15 protein-coding genes are annotated in these 18748 nt (G+C 61.1%); 10 read left to right on the forward strand and 5 right to left on the reverse strand.

The genetic code is table 11. The features are described 5' to 3' along the window. Nucleotides 1–187 precede the first annotated feature (187 nt). The 10 genes from V2391_RS07690 (at nucleotide 188) to V2391_RS07735 (ending at nucleotide 12256) form a co-directional block, all read left to right on the forward strand. Nucleotides 188–1588, forward strand: a complete 1401-nt coding sequence (locus V2391_RS07690) for an L-fucose/L-arabinose isomerase family protein (protein ID WP_195535695.1) — start codon at nucleotides 188–190, stop codon at nucleotides 1586–1588. A 2-nt stretch (nucleotides 1589–1590) separates the two neighbouring features. Beyond that, entirely contained in the window at nucleotides 1591–2427 is an 837-nt protein-coding gene (locus V2391_RS07695; protein WP_199576976.1) for a transketolase, read from the forward strand. Next, entirely contained in the window at nucleotides 2420–3361 is a 942-nt protein-coding gene (locus tag V2391_RS07700) for a transketolase family protein (protein WP_329738858.1), read from the forward strand. The genes V2391_RS07695 and V2391_RS07700 overlap by 8 nt, the downstream gene beginning before the upstream one ends. Nucleotides 3362–3417: 56 nt before the next feature. Next, nucleotides 3418–4908 (forward strand): FGGY family carbohydrate kinase, encoded by a 1491-nt coding sequence (locus tag V2391_RS07705; RefSeq protein ID WP_329738859.1) that lies wholly within the window; start codon nucleotides 3418–3420, stop codon nucleotides 4906–4908. A 152-nt stretch (nucleotides 4909–5060) separates the two neighbouring features. Beyond that, the gene (locus V2391_RS07710) at nucleotides 5061–5549 is read left to right on the forward strand and encodes an S-ribosylhomocysteine lyase (RefSeq protein ID WP_117770240.1); all 489 of its coding nucleotides are present in this window, start codon (nucleotides 5061–5063) and stop codon (nucleotides 5547–5549) included. A 144-nt stretch (nucleotides 5550–5693) separates the two neighbouring features. After that, nucleotides 5694–6338: a DUF4867 family protein gene (locus V2391_RS07715; RefSeq protein WP_329738860.1), complete on the forward strand. Its 645-nt coding sequence runs from the start codon at nucleotides 5694–5696 to the stop codon at nucleotides 6336–6338. Nucleotides 6339–6683: 345 nt separating this feature from the next. After that, complete coding sequence (locus tag V2391_RS07720; protein WP_329738861.1) at nucleotides 6684–8114, forward strand: 6-phospho-beta-glucosidase; 1431 nt, start codon at nucleotides 6684–6686, stop codon at nucleotides 8112–8114. Between the two features lie 226 nt (nucleotides 8115–8340). Then, the gene (locus V2391_RS07725; RefSeq protein WP_329738862.1) at nucleotides 8341–10140 is read left to right on the forward strand and encodes a histidine kinase N-terminal 7TM domain-containing protein; all 1800 of its coding nucleotides are present in this window, start codon (nucleotides 8341–8343) and stop codon (nucleotides 10138–10140) included. Beyond that, the gene (locus tag V2391_RS07730; protein ID WP_329738863.1) at nucleotides 10137–11636 is read left to right on the forward strand and encodes a sensor histidine kinase; all 1500 of its coding nucleotides are present in this window, start codon (nucleotides 10137–10139) and stop codon (nucleotides 11634–11636) included. Before V2391_RS07725 ends, V2391_RS07730 begins: the two co-directional genes overlap by 4 nt. Then, nucleotides 11633–12256 (forward strand): response regulator transcription factor, encoded by a 624-nt coding sequence (locus tag V2391_RS07735; protein WP_329738864.1) that lies wholly within the window; start codon nucleotides 11633–11635, stop codon nucleotides 12254–12256. The genes V2391_RS07730 and V2391_RS07735 overlap by 4 nt, the downstream gene beginning before the upstream one ends. Nucleotides 12257–12449: 193 nt before the next feature. Here V2391_RS07735 and V2391_RS07740 read toward each other — a convergent pair whose 3' ends face one another. The 5 genes from V2391_RS07740 to V2391_RS07760 all read right to left on the reverse strand — a co-directional run bounded on the left by V2391_RS07740 (nucleotide 12450) and on the right by V2391_RS07760 (nucleotide 18491). After that, nucleotides 12450–13292 (reverse strand): hypothetical protein, encoded by an 843-nt coding sequence (locus tag V2391_RS07740; protein ID WP_329738865.1) that lies wholly within the window; start codon nucleotides 13290–13292, stop codon nucleotides 12450–12452. Between the two features lie 80 nt (nucleotides 13293–13372). Further along, entirely contained in the window at nucleotides 13373–14614 is a 1242-nt protein-coding gene (locus V2391_RS07745; protein WP_329738866.1) for an SPFH domain-containing protein, read from the reverse strand. 48 nt (nucleotides 14615–14662) lie between these two features. After that, the gene (locus V2391_RS07750; RefSeq protein WP_138375257.1) at nucleotides 14663–15985 is read right to left on the reverse strand and encodes a hypothetical protein; all 1323 of its coding nucleotides are present in this window, start codon (nucleotides 15983–15985) and stop codon (nucleotides 14663–14665) included. A 24-nt stretch (nucleotides 15986–16009) separates the two neighbouring features. Beyond that, on the reverse strand, nucleotides 16010–16747 hold the full coding sequence (locus V2391_RS07755; protein ID WP_138340566.1) for a DUF4428 domain-containing protein: 738 nt from the start codon (nucleotides 16745–16747) through the stop codon (nucleotides 16010–16012). Between the two features lie 232 nt (nucleotides 16748–16979). After that, nucleotides 16980–18491, reverse strand: coding sequence for a nucleoside hydrolase-like domain-containing protein (locus tag V2391_RS07760; RefSeq protein WP_329738867.1), 1512 nt, complete (start codon nucleotides 18489–18491; stop codon nucleotides 16980–16982). Between the last annotated feature and the right edge of the window lie 257 nt (nucleotides 18492–18748).

The following is an 18748-nucleotide window of genomic DNA, read 5'->3' on the forward strand; positions in this document are numbered from 1 at the left end:
GTCCTTCGGGGCCCTCTTTTTGATGCCCTTGTATGTTCAGTTTGTTTACATACCGTTTAGGCTGATTTCTCTACCGTCTACGGGTATTTCGCGTTAAACTTCTAAACAGTAGAGTAAAACATTTAGTAAACAGAACAAAACGAAACATGCGTCTGTTTACTGAACATGTGATTAGGGGAGGACGTACATGGACAAGATCAAGCTCGGCTTTGTGCCCACGCGCCGCAGTATCTTTAGCGCGCCGGACGCAATCAAGTATCGCGGCCTGACGGCTGATCGCCTGCGCGAGATCGGCGTCGACATCGTGGATATCGACGACATCAATGACGAGGGCCTGCTGTTCGACGACAGCCATATCGAGCCTATCGTGAAGAAGTTCCGCGCCGAGGGCGTCGATGGCATTATGCTGTGCCACGCCAACTTTGGCACCGAGTACGTTTGCGCTCGCCTTGCCCGCGAGCTCGGTCTACCCGTACTGCTGTGGGGTCCGCGCGACGAGCGCCCCGAGCCCGACGGCACACGCCTGCGCGATAGCCAGTGCGGCCTGTTCGCCACCGGCAAGGTCCTGCGCCGCTTCCAGGTTCCCTTCACCTACATGACCAACTGCCGCCTGACCGACCCCGAGTTCGAGCGCGGCGTTTGGGACTTTTTGGCCGTTTGCAACGTGGTCAAGACCTTCAAGCACACCCGCATCCTGCAGATGGCCACCCGTCCATTCGACTTCTGGTCGACCATGTGCAACGAGGGCGAGCTGCTCGAGAAGTTCAACATCCAGCTTTCGCCTATCCCCATGACCGAACTTGTCCAGGCTGTGCGCGACGCCCAGGCCGACGAGCAGGCCATGGCCGCCATGCTTGCCCACATCAACGACAGCTTTGAGATCTGCATCCCCGAGGACAAGGTCCCCGCGGTCGCCGGTCTTGCCATCGCCATGAAGCGCTTGGTCGAGAAGTATGGCTGCAACGCCGGTGCCATTCAGTGCTGGAACGCTCTGCAGGACGAGCTGGGCATTATGCCCTGCGCCGCCAACGCCATCCTCAACGAGATGGGCATTCCTATCGTATGCGAGACCGATATCCACGGCGCCATCACCGCGCTGATGGTCGAGGCCGCCGACCTGGGCCGTCACCGCGGCATGTTCGCCGACTGGACCGTGCGCCATCCCGATAACGAGAACGGCGAGCTGCTGCAGCATTGCGGCCCCTGGCCCTGCAGCTGCGCGGCCGTCAAGCCCAAGCTCACCTACCCGCTGGCTTTCGATCACCCCGGCGCGCTGACGGCCGAGGCCAAGCACGGCGACCTCACCCTTGCCCGCTTTGACGGTGACAACGGCGAGTACTCGCTGCTACTGGGCAACGCCCGCGGCATCGACGGCCCGGCCGGCATGGGCACCTACCTGTGGGTCGAGGTCGACAACCTCAAGCGCCTCGAAGCCAAGATCGTCGAGGGCCCCTACATCCACCACTGCGTCGCTATTCACGCCAACGTGGTGCCGGTGCTCTACGAGGCGTGCAAGTACATCGGCATTGCCCCCGACCTGTACGACCCCATCGAAGAAGACGTTAAAGCCTACCTGCGAGGAGAGTAGAAATGGCAACTATCGAAGAGCTTGAGTCCCTGCGTTGGGACCTTCGCCGCGATTGCGTCGATATCATCATGGCTGGCGCCGGCGGCCACATCGGCGGCGACATGTCGGTGATCGACGCCCTCATGACCCTCTATGCCAACCACCTCAACATTTCGCCCGAGACCGTCGACGATCCCAACCGCGACCGCTTCGTGCTTTCCAAGGGCCACGCTATGGAGGCCTACTACGCGGTGCTCTGCCACGAGGGCTATCTTGACCTCGACGACGTCAAGGCCCGCTTCTCCAAGTTCGGCAGCCCCTACATCGGCCACCCCAACAACAAGCTCAAGGGCATCGAAATGAACTCGGGCTCGCTGGGTCACGGCCTGCCCGTGGCCGTGGGCATGGCGCTCGCCGGCAAGATGGACGGCCGCGATTACCGCGTCTACACCATCATGGGCGATGGTGAGCTTGCCGAGGGCTCGGTCTGGGAGGGCGCCATGAGCGGCGGCAACTACCAGCTCGATAATCTGTGCGCGCTCGTGGACCGCAACCGCCTGCAGATCAGCGGCAGCACCGAGGACGTTATGAAGCAGGACTCGCAGGAGGAGCGCTGGGCCGCCTTCGGCTGGAACGTGCTCTCTATTCCGGGCAACGACGTCCGGGCCATCGACGCCGCGCTGACGCTTGCGGCCGAGACCTGCGGCAAGCCCACGGTCATCATCCTCAACACGGTGAAGGGCTACGGCTCGCCCGTTATGGAGGACAAGGCCGCCTGGCATCATCACCTGCCTAACGATGAGGAATATGCCCAGATCATCGCCGATTTCGCTGCCCATAAGGAGGCCATCAATGGCTAACAAGATCGCCAATCGCAAGGTTATCTGCGACACGCTGCTCGAGGCCGCGAAGACCGATAAGGATATCGTCGTCCTGTGCTCCGATTCCCGCGGCTCCGCATCGCTCACGCCGTTCTTTGATCAGTATCCCCAGCAGTCCGTCGAGGTCGGCATTGCCGAGCAGGACCTGGTGAGCATCGCCGCCGGCATGGCTTCGTGCGGCAAGAAGGCCTGGGCCGCCTCGCCGGCGTCCTTTGTGACCACGCGCTCGTATGAGCAGTGCAAGGTCGACGTCTCGTACTCCAACACCAACGTCAAGCTCATCGGCATCTCGGGCGGCGTGTCCTACGGCGCCTTGGGCATGAGCCATCACTCCGCGCAGGATATCGCCGCCATGAGCGCGATTCCCAACATGCGCGTGTATCTGCCGAGCGACCGCTTCCAGACCGCCGAGCTCGTGCGGGCCCTGGTCGCCGACAACAAGCCGGCCTACATCCGCGTGGGCCGCAACCCGGTCGAGGACGTGTACGCCGAGGGCGAGTGCCCGTTCCAGATGGATCGCGCCACCTGGGTACGCCGCGGCACCGATGTAACGCTCGTCGCTACCGGCGAGATGGTCCGCCATGCCGTGGACGCTGCCGACCTGCTGGCCGAGCAGGGCATCTCGGCAACGGTGCTCGACATGTACTGCGTCAAGCCGCTTGACGCCGAGGCCGTGATTGAGGCTGCCGGTGCCACGCGCGCCGTCGTGACTGTCGAGGAGCACAGTCCCTTCGGCGGCTTGGGCTCTATGGTCGCGCAGGTTGTGGGCGAGCATTGCCCGCGTCCGGTCAAGTGCCTCTCCCTGCCCGACGCGCCGGTCATCACCGGCACGAGCCCCGAGGTCTTTGCACACTACGGCCTGACGGGTGCCGGAATCGCGCAGACCGTCGCCGAATTCCTGCCCACAGAGTAACTGGAATGTGACAAAGGGACCGTCCCTTTGTCACATTCGTTTTGAAAGGGGTGGCCATGGGCCGCTACATCATCGGAATCGATCAGTCCACGCAGGGCACCAAGGCGCTGCTGGTAGACGAGGGCGGCCATCTGATTCATCGTGCCGACCGCTCGCATCGCCAGATTGTCAACGAAGCCGGCTGGGTGAGCCATGATCCGGCCGAGATTGCCACCAATGTGCTGGCCGTGGCGCGTGCCGTGGTGGAGGAGACCGGGGTCAATCCGGCCGACGTCGCCGGCATCGGCATCTCCAACCAGCGCGAGACCACCGTTGCATGGAACCGCACGACGGGCGAGCCGCTGTGCGACGCCGTGGTGTGGCAGTGCGCCCGCGCCCGCGAGCTGTGCGACGAGTTGACCGCGCGCGAGGGTGTGGCCGAGCTGGTGCGCGACACGACGGGTCTGGTGCTCTCGCCCTACTATCCGGCGGGCAAGATGGCCTGGATCCTTGCGAACGTTCCCGCTGCTGCCGAGGCCGCGGCGGCAGGCGAGCTGTGCCTGGGCACCATCGATGCCTGGGTGGTCTGGACGCTCACGGGCGGCGCGGAGTTTCGCTGCGACTGGTCCAATGCCAGCCGCACGCAGCTCTTTGACCTGCGCCGTGGCTGCTGGAGCGAGCCGGTGTGCGAGGCCTTTGGCGTCGACGTGGCCTGCCTGCCGCAGGTGACCGATTCCGATGGCCTGTTCGGCATGACGGATCTGGGCGGCTTTTTGCCAGCGCCCGTGCCCATTCACGGCGTGCTGGGCGACAGCCACGCGGCCTTGTTCGCGCAGGGCTGCCACAGCCGCGGTATGGCCAAGGCGACCTATGGCACCGGCAGCTCGGTCATGATGAACGTCGGCGACGAGTTCGTTGCCAGCTCGCACGGGCTTTCGAGCTCGCTCGCATGGCGTATGGACGGCGTGACCGAGTACGTGCTCGAGGGCAACGTGAGCTACGCCGGTGCTGTCAAGACGTGGCTGCGCGACGATCTGGAGCTCATCAATAACCCCGAGGAAGTTACCGACCTGTGCTACGCTGCCAATCCGGCGAGCCGCGTCTACTTTGTGCCGGCGTTTACCGGTTTGGGCGCGCCGCACTGGGCGAGTGACGCCGAGGGCTGCGTCTTTGGCATGACGCGTACCACGGGTCGCGCGGAGTTCGTGAAGGCCGCCGACGAGTCGATCGCCTATCAGATCTTTGACGTGATCGATGCGATGGTCGAGGATTCGGGCGCGGTGCTGTCCGAGCTTCGCGTTGACGGTGGTCCCACGCGCGATGCGTACCTGATGCAGTTTGAGAGCGACTTGGTTGGCTCGCCTATCCGCATCGCGAGCAACGACGAGATGAGCGGCCTGGGTGCGGCCTGGGCCTGCGGCATTGCGCTGGGCATGTACACGCGCGATGTCGTCGACGTCTATGGGGCCCGCGGCATCGTGGAGCCTGCCATGACCGCCGACGAGCGCGCCAAAAAGATCGCCGGCTGGCGCCACGCCGTGAAATCAACGATTGCCTACACAGCCTAGAATGGTTTTTCTGGGACGGGGATTAAAAAATCATTGGTCCTCGTCCCAGGTAGTCAATTTGGGACGGGGCTTTTTTGACTGGTATGATTGGTGCGACCATTCGTACCAGCTAAAAGAGCCCCGTCCCAAATTGACTACCGAGAGGATCTGCTATGGAGCGCATTGCGAGCTTTTCCGTTGACCATCTGCTGCTTGAGCCCGGCGTGTATGTGAGCCGCATCGACCGCGATCCGGCAACCGGTGCTGCCGTCACCACGTTTGACCTGCGCCTGACCACGCCCAACAAGGAGCCGGTCATGAACACCGCCGAGTGCCACACCATTGAGCACCTGGGCGCGACGTTCCTTCGCAATCATGCCGAGTGGTCGAGCCGTATTGTCTACTTTGGGCCCATGGGCTGCCGCACGGGCTTTTACCTCGTCGTGTTTGGCGAGGTGACGAGCGAGGAGATTCTGCCGCTCGTGCGTGAGCTGTTCGAGTTTGTCGCCGGCTTTGAGGGCGATGTCCCCGGTGCCGCTCCCGAGGAGTGCGGCAACTACCTGGACCAAAACCTCCCCATGGCAAACTGGCTCGCACGCCGCTATCTCGACCGTGACCTGGCCGATATCGATGAGAAGCACCTGCACTATCAGCAGGCTTAAGGGCTTTATCGTCCAAAACGCGCGCATTGGACGCCTTCGCTTATGCGGGGGCGCCTTTTTGTTTATTGGTCGGGACGAGCGTTCAAAATCGCTCATGTTTGTTCTAGAATGTTCGTATAGTCACATTTACGAACAGGAGTGAACATGCATATCTACTCTGTCAATGATCCCGAGTTCAAGCCCTATGGCAACGTTTGGGATGACGTTCCGTCCGAGCTCACGTCGCCCGTGCTCGAGGCGCTTTCTGCCACGCCCATTCCCGAGGGCAGCAAGTACGTAGCAAGTGCGCCGGAGCTCGAGGGCGTCAAGGATGCCGATAAACTGGGCTTTCTCATGTTTGGCGGTCGTCCCTTCCAGCTGGGCTGGTGCAACGGCCACAATACACGACTTAACTGCCTGGAGTATCATCGCGCCAGCGAATTCAACCTGGGCGCTCGCGACTTTATCCTGCTTGTGGCGCATCGCTGGGAGATCGAGGACGGCAAGCTCGACACCGCGTGCGTCAAGGCGTTCCGCGTGCCGGCGGGTACGGTTGTCGAGGTCTTCAACACTACGCTGCACTACACGCCCTGCATGGTCGACGACGGCGGCTTCCAGGTGATGGTGGCGCTGCCGGCGGGCACCAACGGCCCACGCCCCGAGGCTGCATCCGACATGCCCGCGGCCGGCGATAGCTACTGCTACTGGAAGGTCGACAAGTGGGTCCTCTGCCACGCCGACAGCCCCAAGGCAGCCGAAGGCGGCTACGTAGGCCTCATCGGCAAGAACCTCGACATCACCGTGGACTAGAGCCTTCTTTCTCGATCTGTAACATCTAGCGGGCTAAATCGTCTCTACCTGTTACAGATCGAGACAAACCGTAGAGGGCCGCCCGAAAAATCTCGATCTGTAACACCAGGCCCGATTTTGGCTGTCTAACTGTTACAGATTGAGACAAACCGGGCCCAAGCCACCACAAAGGTGCCTGTCCCCTTTGTGGCGGCTTGGACAGGCGGGTATCAAAAAGTGTCAGACGGGGCGGCTGCCGGGCACCTGCGCGCGAAAAGAAGTATCGGCCTGCGCCGTTGCCGTTGAGCGGTACCCCGTTTGCAGGGATACTGAGCCTATGACAACAGCGTGCGAAAGGATTGATGCATGGCTTTCCGTAATGACTTCCTGTGGGGCGGCGCGACGGCTGCCAACCAGTGCGAGGGCGCCTACAACGTGGACGGCCGCGGCCTTGCCAACGTGGACGTGGCTCCGCACGGCCCCGAGCGCTATGCGGTGGTCTCCGGCCAGCGCAAGATGCTCGACTTCGAGGACGGCTATTACTATCCTGCGCAGACCGGCATCGATTTCTATCACCACTACAAAGAGGACATCGCTCTCTTTGCCGAGATGGGCTTTAAGACCTTCCGCATGAGTCTGGCGTGGACCCGCATCTTCCCCAACGGTGACGAGGCCGAGCCCAACGAGGCCGGTCTGGCCTTCTACGAGGACGTATTCCGCGAGTGTCAGGCGCACGGCATCGAGCCGCTTGTGACCATCACGCACTTCGACTGCCCGATTCACCTCATCAAGGAGTACGGCGGCTGGCGCAACCGCAAGCTCATCGACTTCTACAAGAACCTCGCGACCACGATCTTCACCCGCTACAAGGGTCTGGTGAAGTATTGGCTTACCTTCAACGAGATCAATATGATCTTGCACCTGCCGTTTATGGGTGCCGGTCTGGTCTTTGAGGAGGGCGAGAACAAGGAGGCCGTCGAGTACCTGGCCGCCCACAACGAGCTCGTCGCCAGCGCTTGGGCAACCAAGATCGCTCACGAGATCGATCCTGAGATCAAGATCGGCTGCATGCTCGCCGCAGGTAGCTACTATCCCTACAGCTGCCGTCCGGGCGATGTGCGCCAGGCGCAGCTCGATAACCAGGACAACTACTTCTTCGTCGACGTCCAGAGCCGCGGCTACTACCCTGCCTATGCCGTCAAGAAGCTCGAGCGCTTGGGCATCGATGTGGGCATGACGGACGAGGACCGCGAGATCCTGGCCGCCAACACCGTCGACTTCATCAGCTTTAGCTACTACAGCACCCGCTGCTCTGCCGGTGCCGATAACCCCGATGTCGAGCGCACCCAGGGCAACGCCTTCGCCGGCGCCAGGAATCCCTACCTGCAGGAGAGCCAGTGGGGCTGGGCCATCGATCCGCTGGGCTTCCGCATCACCCTTAACGACCTGTACGACCGTTATCAGAAGCCGCTGTTTGTAGTCGAGAACGGTCTGGGCGCCAAGGATGTTGTCGAGGAGGATGGCTCCATCAACGATGACTACCGTATCGACTACCTGCGCCAGCATATTGCCGCGATGCGTGATGCTGTGACCGAGGACGGCGTTGATCTGCTGGGCTACACCACCTGGGGCCCGATCGACCTGGTGTCTGCCGGCACGGGCGAGATGTCCAAGCGCTACGGCTTTATCTATGTGGACCGCGACGACGCCGGCAACGGCACCCTCAAGCGTTCCAAGAAGAAGAGCTTCGACTGGTACAAGAAGGTTATTGCTTCTAATGGTGAGGACCTGTCCTAAGGAAGCTGAGATACTCGACCTCAGAGTCTCCTAACCAAGGCGTCCGGCGAGCAGTTGATGTTCGCCGGGCGCCTTGCCGTCTGCGGATTTTGGGACATGCGGCCCGCTTTTTCGGCCCATCTGTCGGTACACTAAAGGGACTATGGGTACCCGCGAGCGACATATCGGCCACGCGGCCGCCCGGACCGCGCCGGTTGCGGATCCCAGGGGTGGCAGGCTCTTCGCCATGCCGCGATTCCTTGTTGGCATAACACATCAGGTGTACCGTCACCGCGTCTTTGCTATCGCCGGCGCCATCACCGCGCTGTTCCTCATGCTTTTGGCAGTCTTGCCGGCGCTGTTCGCCTTCGACCCCAAACTTTCTAACGCCGTGCCCGCCTATAGCGAGGTGTCCGAAGAGGTCGTGGATGCGCTCGTCCATTCGAGCTCTCTGCCGCTGCTTGTCGCCGCAATTGTATTTTCGATCTGGGGCGTATCGGTCTATCTGCGCTGTTTGGACTATGTGCTGCGTCGGCGCCTTGTGGCCATCGCCGCCATCTGCGCCCTATGGATGATCGAGGTCATTCTCAAGTACAAGTCGTTCACGCCGTTCTATGCCACCGTGCTGTGGTACCTGTACTACGTGCCCATGACGCTTATTCCGCTGCTCTATCAGCTCTGCGGCCTGCGCCTTGCGGGCCTGGAGCAACACCGCCTGGGTCGCCGCTACTGCGCTGCGCTGTGGATTGCGGCCATCCTGCTTATCGGATTTGTGCTCACCAACGATTTTCACCAGCAGGTCTTCCACTTTGACCGTACAAGCGACACCTGGAGCAACGATTACACGTACGGCTGGGGTTATTTCGCCGTCCTCGTGTGGACGGCCTTTGACTTCGTGGCCTTTTTTATCCTGGTTGGTCGGTCCTCGTCCTTTCGCATCCAGCGTTTCTCGGGCACGGCGGCGCTCGTACTGCTGGGTGGCGCATTCTTTGCCATCTCGTATGCGTTGCGTGTGCCCTGGGCATGGAGGCTCAATTTTTCGCTCGTCTATTGCATTCTGTGCGTGGTGGCGATGGAAATCTGTCTCGATTGCGGTGTCATTCCGTCGTATCACGACATCGCCGGCATCTTCGACACCTTGCCGCTCGACCTCAAAGTTCTAACGCGCGACCTGCAGGAGGTCTATGCCACGCCGGTGTCAAAGCCAATGCCGGTAGGCGTGCGTGAGGAGTTGCGGACCCAGGAGCACGGCCGCGCCCATGCCTTTGCCGTGGCGTCCGATCCCGATGTGATGTACCGTGCCTTTCCACTGCTGGGCGGATCGGCCCTGCTTGCCCAAGACGTGTCGGAGCTCAACGAGCTTAACCGTGAACTGGCACATCGTCGCATGGAGCTGCAGCGTCAAAACGAGCTACTCGCCGCCGACTACGACCTTAAGACGCATTTGGCAGATCAAGAGGCCGAGACCTTGCTGGTCCAAGACGTGGACCAGGCGCTTGCCCGCGCACTCGAAGGGATGTACGACCTGCTGAGCTCGCTGCCGCCGTTGACCGATGAAGTATCTTCGCACGAGCGCTACCGCATGCTGCAGCGCGCCAAGATGCTCGTCGCCTATTGCAAACGCAAGGGGTCGCTCACGTTGGCGCAGCACGGGGAGAGCGGTTTTGACCGCGACCGTATTCAGCTCATTGCCAACGAGCTCGCAAGCGACCTGCGCACCATCGATATCGATTGCGCCTCGATTATCGCCATACGGCGCCCGATGCACGCCAGTACGGTAAGCGCCCTGTACGACTGCGTGTATGACTTTGCGTTTTTTGCCTACACCACCGATCATCCGGCGCTTATGTATCACCTGAGTGACCATGATCGGTGCAGCGTCGAGTTGCGTGCCACGCTTTTCTCCAACGACGAGGAGGATCTTTCGCAGACACCCGCTGCGCAAGAGCTCGAAAGCGCTTTGCAAGGACGCAACGTGGCATACCGCCTTGAGGGCGAGCCCGGCCAGCTGCGCATGATCGTCTTGATGCCGAGGGCGGGTGAGTGACGATGCAGATTTCGCTCATTCTTCCCCAAATCGTTGCGCTCGATGTTGTCTTTGCCCTGGCTGCGTGTCTGCAGACGATCCACGTCCCGCTCATCGCATCGCGCCGCTCGTCCTATAACCGTAAGGTGATTTGCGCCTACGAGGCGAGCCTCGTGCTTCACCTGGTGGTTTCGGCGCTTATCCTGTTCGCGTCGTCTGGCTCGTATCTGGTGGCGCCGCTTGACGTTTGCGCCAGGGCAATGGGCGGAGTGCTGTGGCTCAATGCCGCAATCTTTGCCTATGGCGTGGTGCTTATGGTGCACTATCGTCGCCCCGTCATGCTGGTCGAGCTGCTGCTTGTTGTCACCGTTACACCGCCGGTGGTTTTTGCCATGGGCTCGGCGTGGACCGTTGTCCTTATCGCAGAGGGAGCGTTCTTCCTGTTCCGTTCCATCGCGGCGCTCTTGATGGACGTCCGTAACCGCCAGGAGGATATCACCGCGTTCTCGACGATCGAGACCATCAACGTGATTCCCGTGGGCATCCTGTATCTGGACCCGAGGGGCCGTCCGCTGCTCATGAACCGCTGCATGCGCAAAAACCTGGTGGAACTTCATATGCCCACCGATCTAGGTGACATGAGCGACACATGGAACGACTTGCGCAAACTTAGCATGCAAATGCCCGAAAGCAGCACTAATCGCGCCCATATCGACCTTGATCGCTTTGGTAGGGATCGCGCCGTGGTCGAGATCTCTCCTTCCGAGATTCGTCTGTTCGTGCGTGACTCCGTTACGGTCTCGGGCCGTCCGTTCGAGCGCGTCGTCGGCCTGGACGTGACGGAATACGCACACGCCTACGACCGCCTGGCGCAAGCCAACCACCTGCTTGAGCTTGCGGGCCAAGAGCTCCAGGCCCAGATCGAAGAAGTTAAAAAGGTTGCCGACAATGTGGCCTACCTACGTATGCGCGCCCGCGTTCACGATGTGATCGGGCAGCGCCTGTCCATTCTCCATCGCTATTTGGAGGAGGGGCGCCTGGACGACGAGTCGCTCGAGCAGATTGACCCGTTGCTGCGCTCAATTGCCGCCGATTTGCGCAGTGGCGGTGCCAGCGAGCCTGCAGAGCAGCTGGGTGATATCGTCCATGCTTTTGGCCTGGTGAGTGTGCAGATCGATGTTGAGGGTGCGCTGCCTGAGGACGCGCGTGTCGCCGCCGCATTTTTGCAGATTATTCGCGAGGCCTCGACCAATGCCACCAAGCATGCGCAAGCGCATCGGGTCCATGTGCGCCTGTGGCAGGAGGGGGCGGATGCTGACGGCATCGCGCACATGACGATTTCTAACGACGGGTCCCCGGCCCCCGTATCGTATCGCGAGGGAACGGGTATCCCAGGTATGAGGCATGTCGCGCAAGATCTGGGTGGCAGCCTAGAGGTCCATACTGCCCAGCCCTTTACGCTTGCGGCGTCCATCCCGCTGAGCTCCAACGCCACGGTCCAAAGGAGAAGTTCATGATCCGCGTCCTTATAGTCGAAGACCAGGCCATCCTGCGCGAGAGCCTGGCGCGCTCCGTTGGCGACCAGCCCGATATGACCGTTGTTTCCGCCATCGCCGATGCCTCCGAGGCCTTGGGTGTCGCGCTCAAGGAGCGTCCGGACATGATACTGATGGACGTATGCACCGAGCATGATTCCAACGGCATCGTGGCGGCGGCGCGCATCAAGGAGCAGCTGCCCGAGTGCCGCATCATTATCATGACCGGCATGCCCGAGATCACCTTTGTCGATCAGGCCCGCGAGGCGGGCGTCGATAGCTTTGTTTACAAGAACGTCGGTATCGACGAGCTGTTCGCCGTGATGCGCTCCACGCTGGCGGGCTATTGCACGTTTCCCAAGCCGCCCGAGAGTATTTTTTCTGGTACGGCGGCACTCGACGATGCCGAGCTGTCGATTTTGCGCCTTGCCTGCGAGGGCAAAAGCCGCCGCGAGATCGCGGCCGAGCTGTTTATGAGCGAGGGCACCATCAAGCGCCGCATCTCGGAGATCCTGAGCAAGACCGGCTACGACAACATCATGCGCCTGGCCGTGCATGCGGTGACCGAGGGCAGCATCGTTCCCAACATGGAACGCCCGTAATCGACGCGCTCATCCGTGTTCTGGCGCCGTAAAGATAGACCACCCGCCGTTTCGCATCTAAAAACGGCGGGCGGTCTGCTTGTATGGGCAGTGCTGTTGGCATGAAGCGGCGGGGTCGCAGGATCATCTCCTGCGGCCCCGCCTGGCATGTGCGCGGATGTGTCCGCCAATCCGCGGCTGACGTTACGTGCCGTTACGCGATGGTTGCGGTGTAAGAGGCGACGTCCTCGTAGGAATCGGTCAGATAGGCGTCAATGCCGATGGTCGTGTTAACCAGGTCGTCAAGGCTGTCAAGCTCGCCGTTCGAGAACGTGAATTCCTCGGTGGCGTTGGTGCCGGGCATCAGGTGAGCCGAGAACCAGGGTTCCTTCATGGTGCCGTTGACGTTGGTCTTGCCGGAAGGAGCGTAGAAGGTCAGGTCCTTGTCGCTCTTGTTGGTGATGTTGACGACAAAGCCGATGTCGCCCCAGTCGTCCTTGAACTTCTCGGTGATGGTGATGGTGCACAGATCGTCATCGGCGACGGTGACGGCGGGGGAGATTTCAATCTTCTGGACGTCGTCGTCTTCGACGGCCTCATCGATCTCATCTTCCTTCTCAGCCGCCTCGCGATCCTTCTTCACCGTACCGGACAGGTCCTTGTCGGACTTGGTAAAGACAAGATTGCCGTCATCTTCTTCGAGGATGAGTTTTCCGTCCTTGAGCTTCATGTCATGCGACTCGTCTTCGGCGGTGATGGTTACGGTGGTGGCGTCCTTTGCCTCCCATTTAAGGTCGACGACTTCAAGGAACAGATCGAGGGCGCCTGTACCGTCCTCATCGAGAATCAGGACGCAGTGGACACCCCAATCCTCGAGCATCTTCATGTACTCATCGGTCAGCTCTTCGCCCTCCAGGGTTCCACCCGAGAGTTCCCAGCTGCCGACGAAGTTGGCCTTGGGGTCTTTGCCGCCGCCGCTGCAGCCCGTCAGGGCAAAGGCGAGCGCCAGGACGCATGTCAGAAATGCGAGTACGGACTTTTTGAACGTTGTCTTCATGGTGTCCTCCTTCTTGTGTGAAAGCCCATAGAAGCAAATGCGGGGGTGGCGGATCCCCCGCCAATTACCAGATAGAGGGACTAGGGCCGGGGCGTTCCGCAGTTGCTGCAGAATTTGCCGCCGTTTTCGCTACCGCAGTTGGGGCAGAACCACTTGGCCGGTACCGGGGCGGGTGCGGGACTGCCGCACTCGGAGCAGAACTTGCCGGTGTTGGTGGCGCCGCAACTGCAGGTCCACGTGCCGGCCGCGGGGGCAGCGGCAGGAGCCGGTGCGGGGGCGGGTGCCGGAGCCGGCTGCGGGGCGGCCTGCTGCTGTGCCTGGCCGGCGGCGAACAGCTGGCTGGCGTTCATGCCGCCCATGCCGCCTGCCATGCCCATGCCCATAAAGCCGGCCATCGCGCCGTTGGGGTTGGCCGCTGCGGCGCGCATCGCATCGCTCTGGGCGCTGGCGATGTTGGCGGCTGCCATGGTGGGATCGCGCATGACCGCGGCCTTCTGCAGATCCTTGATCATCTGCTCGTCTTCTTGCGAGGCGGCGATGGAGTTGACGCCAAAGCTCACAATCTCGACGCCGCGCAGGTCGCGCCAGTCGGCCGAGAGGACCTCGTTGAGCGCGCGGGCGAGCTCGGTGGTGTGGCCGGGAATGGCGCTGTAGCGAATGCCCATCTCCGAGATCTTGGCAAAGGCGGGCTGCAGAGCGGTGAGCAGCTCGGACTTAAGCTGGCTGTCGATCTTATCGCGCGTGTAGCTATCGGTCACGTTGCCGCACACGTTGGTGTAGAACAGCAGCGGGTTGGTGATGCGGTACGAATACTCGCCGTTGCAGCGAACGGAGATGTCGACGTCCAGGCCAATGTTGTTATCGACCACGCGGAAAGGCACGGGCGAGGCGGTGCCGTACTTGTTACCGATGATCTCCTTGGTGTTGATGAAGTAGACGCGCTGGTCCTTGCCTGCGTCGCCGCCAAAGGTAAAGCGGCTGCCGATATTGGCGAACGTCTCCTTGATGGAGTCGCCCAGGTTGCCGCTAAAGACGCTCGGCTCGCTGCCGGTGTCAAAGACGAACTCGCCGGGCTCCAGCGCGACCTCGATGATCTTGCCGTTTTGCACCACGAGCATGCCCTGGCCGTCGTTGACGGCGATGACGGAGCCGTTGGAGATGACGTTGTCCTCGCCGCGCGTGTTGGAGCTGCGGCCGCCGGTGCGCTTGCTGCCCTTGCAGGCCAAGACGTCAGCGGGCATCGATTCGCAATAGATAAATTCCTTCCACTGGTCGGCCATGACGCCGCCGGCAGCACCCAATCCAGCTTTCAAGAGTCCCATGGTGATCTTCCTTTCTCGTCAAAGGCCGGGTGGTATTGGTCAGAATGGCTAATCGTCCTTGTTGTCCTTCATGACAACGGTGGTCTCGGTGTGGCTGAAGGTGTCGTGCTTCTCGGTCAGGTCGAGCTCGCCGCAGTAGCAGTCGGCGTGGGTGGCCTCGTTGGCCGTCTTGAGCTGGCCTACCAGCAGCACGTCTGCGATGATCACGATGATCAGCGGCGCGACGATGTTGATGAGGATGCCCTCGACATCAAAGGTGAGGTAATCCGGATCGAAGGCGTTCTCGCCCATAAAGAGAATCTGGGAAAGGACAAATCCGATCGCAAAGAACAGCACCGAGGCGATAGCGAGCTTGGGCTTGGAGCAGGGAAGCTCGCCGACCATGCGGCCGGTTTGGCCGTTCATGGCAAACAGGTAACTCTTGCCGTTCCACGAGGTAGAGAGCATCCACACGGGGAACAGAGCATAATCGTTTTCTTCCCAGGTGTAGTCGAGCTGCTTGCTTTCGACCGTGGCGTCGTCGTACTCGTCGACGACGGTCTCGCGCAGGGCTGAGATCGTGCTCTCCTCCATGCGGCGCTCGGCGCGCGCCTTGCAGGTTTCGCAATCCTCGTCATAGCGGTTGGCGATGTAGCCGGGCATATAGGCGACCGAGAACGGGCGCAGCGCGTCGTAGTCAAACGGCTCGATGGCGTCCATGTGGCCGTCGGGCATCTTGGACGATCCGTCGACGGGCACGCGCTCAAACGAGATATTGCCCTTACGGTAGGCGTCGTAGTGGTCGGTGGTCGTGACGGTGCGGTCGGATTCCTCGGTCACGGTCTCGTTGGTCGCGTCAAAGTACACTTCGCCGTCAACGCGGGCGCCGTAGAGCCAAAACGGCACGTAAACGCCTTGGACCTCGTCGATGTGGTTGCCGGTGACAAAGCTCTTGGGCAGCAGGATTTTACCCTTGTAGTGGTCTTTGAGCGCGGCCATGACATCGTCGCGCCCGAGCTTAAACGGAATCACCAGGTCGGGTGAGAAGTCGCCCGAGAGCTGGCCGGGTGCCACGGCGGAGTTGCCGCAGTACGGGCAGGTGGTGACGGCGACGGTGCCGTCGGACACGAGCTCGGCGCCGCACGACGAGCAGATGTAGCCGGCGTTTTGAGCCAGCTCCTGCACGGCATCGTCGACAGCAGGCTTGGGGGCCGCGGCTGCGGCATCGGCTTTGGCATCTGCCTTGTCCTGGCGCTCGCGATAGAGGGCCTCGACTTCTTCGACTTCAAAACGCGAATCGCAGTAGTCGCAGACGAGCTTTTGCTCGGCACTGGCAAAGTGAAGGGGGCCGCCACACGCGGGGCACTGATAGTTGACGCTCTCAAAGGCCATGATCGGTCCTTTCGCTGCCGGAGGCTATGCGCCGATGGCGCCGCCGCAGTATTCGCAGCGCCCGCTGGCATCGGGAATGGTGGTTGCACCGCAGAAGGGGCAGGTGACCGCGGTCTTGGGGGCCTTAGCGGCCACGACGCTGTCGCGCGTTTCCTGACGCAGCTGCACCAGCGCGTCGCGGACCTCGGTTGCCTGGCGCTTGGCCTCGCGGTATTCGATGGAACCGCGCTGATCGATGGTGGAGTCGTTCACGCGCAGGTTGATCTCGGTAAAGTACGGCGTGTTGACGTGGATGGTCAGGTTAAAGTCGTAATCCAGGTCGTAGCGCGGCGGATTGTAGCTCTCGCGCTCGCCGTCTTTTGTCTCGCGATAGATCTCGGTGCGGTGCTCGTCGATATCCATATCGCAGCCGAGTACCTGCGAGAACTCGATGATGTCGGGATTGGCGTCGCGCCAGCGGCTCTGCGAAGTGATGATCAGCAGGCCCGCGTCTTCGTCGAGCATGATGTTGGTGCGCCCGGCCGAGAGTGTGCGCGTGGGGTTGAACGACGCCAGGCGCTCGGCATTGGCCTCGCGGTAGGCGAGTTGCTCGCGGATATCGTCCGCGGTGCTGGAGCGATAGCCGTGGAAGTAGGGGGAGAGCTTGCCGGCACACTCTTTGCACAGGTAGCCTTCGCTGATCTTGGTCTTTCCCAAAAGTCCCAGCTCGGTACCGCAAATCGCGCACTCTTTCTTTTCGAACATCTTGTCAAAGAAGCCCATGGCTGCCTCCCATCAACAGGTAGCGTGTGTCACTTTTGATGATGGGGGAGTGCGCGATCTTTCACGATACCCAGACGGCTCAACGAGTCTCCACAACTGGGACACATGGCCCATTTTTGACTAGTCGTTGGAGGCACTCTTCGGCCACTCATTGGGGACGCACTTAAATGAGTGGCAGTTGGGGACGCTCCATGCCGAATGTGGCGGTTGCCGAATGTGGGCGCCGTCCTTGCTATGCCACGGTTACGGCAATCTGGGCGTAGCGGCTGCAGGGGCGCTCGGCGCGTGTCTGCACGGTAAGGGTGAGCACGAAGCGGTTGCCGGGCTGCGCGTCGGCGGGCACGATAAAAGCGGTGCTCACCGCGCATTCCTGCCATAGCGAAAGATCCTGCGCGCCTGCATAGCCCGACGGGTTCACGGCGACATCCCAATGTGCATCAAAGCCCTTACCGTCGGGGTCGACGACAGTCGCTGCAAGGGCGACGCGCTCGCCGGCTGTAGCGCTGCGGTCGGCCGTGACCTCGATAACATGTGCCGGATGCGAGCAAGCTGCCGGATCATGGGCACACCATTGCGCGCGGGCGGCAAAGTCTTCCTGATAGGCGCGCAGGTAGGGATTGGGGTTGCCGTCTATGGGCGTGCCGATGGCGGCAAAACCGGCGGGCGCGTCCGAATCGGGATGCCCATCAAGAAACATACGGCCGAGCAGTGTATCGAAGTTGCGGTCATCGATACCGCGCAGGCCAAACGGCAGTAGCGGAATGTAGGTCATGCTGTCGCCTTCGGCCATAAAGTCGCCGCGCTCAAACTGCATCGCGGGCATGCCCTCTAGGCCCCAATCCAGATGGGCATGCTTGCCAAACTGGAAGCGCTCGGGCTCGTTTTCGTAGACCTTGCCATCGCCATAGAGCATGTAGCGTGCCATGAGGGGGCCGTTACCCTGCGTGAGATTCTGCTCAGGCCAAGGTGCCTTAAACAGCGGCAGCGTATCGGGTTGAGCCATCTTGGCATCGACATAGCCGCCATACATATAGGGCACACACCAAAAGATGAGCTCGGGAAAGAGCTCACGTCCATGGTCGAGCCATGAGTTGTCCTGCCCCACGCCATCGGCAACGCCCATCACGCGCACCTTCTGATAGACCCGCTGCTGCACGGCAGGCCATTCGGGCGTGGCGCGATAACACTCGGCAATGCTCATGAGGGCGCGAACGATGGTGTTCATGCCACCCCAGCTGAGCAGCCATAACGTACGCGGGTCATCATCCAAAATCGCCTGCGCAATTACGTGAGACCCCTCAGTTTCCTCAGTCACATCACCCTCAAAGGTAACATTTCCCACAAAGGTGCGCTCGATCATCTGGGCAGGCGTGGGAAACGGCGGCTCACCGGCAGCGCCCGCATTCGCTTGCAACTGCGGCCAAGCCTGGGCATATTCATTACTCCAGAGGCTTTCGATCCAATGTTCGGGAAACGGACGATACTCACAAAGCTCCCCGGCCAGCGGATCAGGCTCATGAGGCACAACAGCCCACTCGTAAGAGCGACGCCCTTTGGTCCGCCAATGCGAATTCACCTCGCCCAGCGTATGAACCCCATCCCCAAGAAAGTGATACTGCGAAGCCGTATACACCACAGCCTGAACATCAAGTAAGTTGAGATACAGAGCCAAATGAACGAGCGAGTTCATATCGTCGACTTCCATATCGGTAGTAACAATCACCCGAGTCAAATTCTGGGACATAGGAACAGCTCCAATCAAAATCAATTTAGCCAGTTACGCGCAAGGCAAGACGGGACCCACGCCCTCACCGCCACCGACCCGGCGTGCTGCCGGAAGCGCCCGGCCAGCGTTTCGAACAACGTTAACTTAGGGGGCCCTGACCTTTAGTTTTGTAAACATTCCGCAGCGCGGGCCCCGCTTATCCGATGCTCCGAAGGAGCAGGATAAGCGGGGCTCAGGCGCGAGGACGTTTACAAAACTAAAGGTCAGGGCCCCCG

This window comes from Collinsella sp. CM84Y_54 (genome assembly GCF_036317945.1).
In the GTDB taxonomy this organism is placed as follows: Bacteria; Actinomycetota; Coriobacteriia; order Coriobacteriales; family Coriobacteriaceae; genus Collinsella.

Coding starts and splice junctions, on each gene's coding strand:
- V2391_RS07695 (WP_199576976.1), top strand. CDS start 1,591: ATGGCAACTATCGAAGAGCTTGAGTCCCTGCGTTGGGACCTTCGCCGC.
- V2391_RS07725 (WP_329738862.1), top strand. CDS start 8,341: ATGCCGCGATTCCTTGTTGGCATAACACATCAGGTGTACCGTCACCGC.
- V2391_RS07735 (WP_329738864.1), top strand. CDS start 11,633: ATGATCCGCGTCCTTATAGTCGAAGACCAGGCCATCCTGCGCGAGAGC.
- V2391_RS07705 (WP_329738859.1), top strand. CDS start 3,418: ATGGGCCGCTACATCATCGGAATCGATCAGTCCACGCAGGGCACCAAG.
- V2391_RS07745 (WP_329738866.1), bottom strand. CDS start 14,614: ATGGGACTCTTGAAAGCTGGATTGGGTGCTGCCGGCGGCGTCATGGCC.
- V2391_RS07755 (WP_138340566.1), bottom strand. CDS start 16,747: ATGGGCTTCTTTGACAAGATGTTCGAAAAGAAAGAGTGCGCGATTTGC.
- V2391_RS07690 (WP_195535695.1), top strand. CDS start 188: ATGGACAAGATCAAGCTCGGCTTTGTGCCCACGCGCCGCAGTATCTTT.
- V2391_RS07740 (WP_329738865.1), bottom strand. CDS start 13,292: ATGAAGACAACGTTCAAAAAGTCCGTACTCGCATTTCTGACATGCGTC.
- V2391_RS07760 (WP_329738867.1), bottom strand. CDS start 18,491: ATGTCCCAGAATTTGACTCGGGTGATTGTTACTACCGATATGGAAGTC.
- V2391_RS07750 (WP_138375257.1), bottom strand. CDS start 15,985: ATGGCCTTTGAGAGCGTCAACTATCAGTGCCCCGCGTGTGGCGGCCCC.
- V2391_RS07700 (WP_329738858.1), top strand. CDS start 2,420: ATGGCTAACAAGATCGCCAATCGCAAGGTTATCTGCGACACGCTGCTC.
- V2391_RS07715 (WP_329738860.1), top strand. CDS start 5,694: ATGCATATCTACTCTGTCAATGATCCCGAGTTCAAGCCCTATGGCAAC.
- V2391_RS07720 (WP_329738861.1), top strand. CDS start 6,684: ATGGCTTTCCGTAATGACTTCCTGTGGGGCGGCGCGACGGCTGCCAAC.
- V2391_RS07710 (WP_117770240.1), top strand. CDS start 5,061: ATGGAGCGCATTGCGAGCTTTTCCGTTGACCATCTGCTGCTTGAGCCC.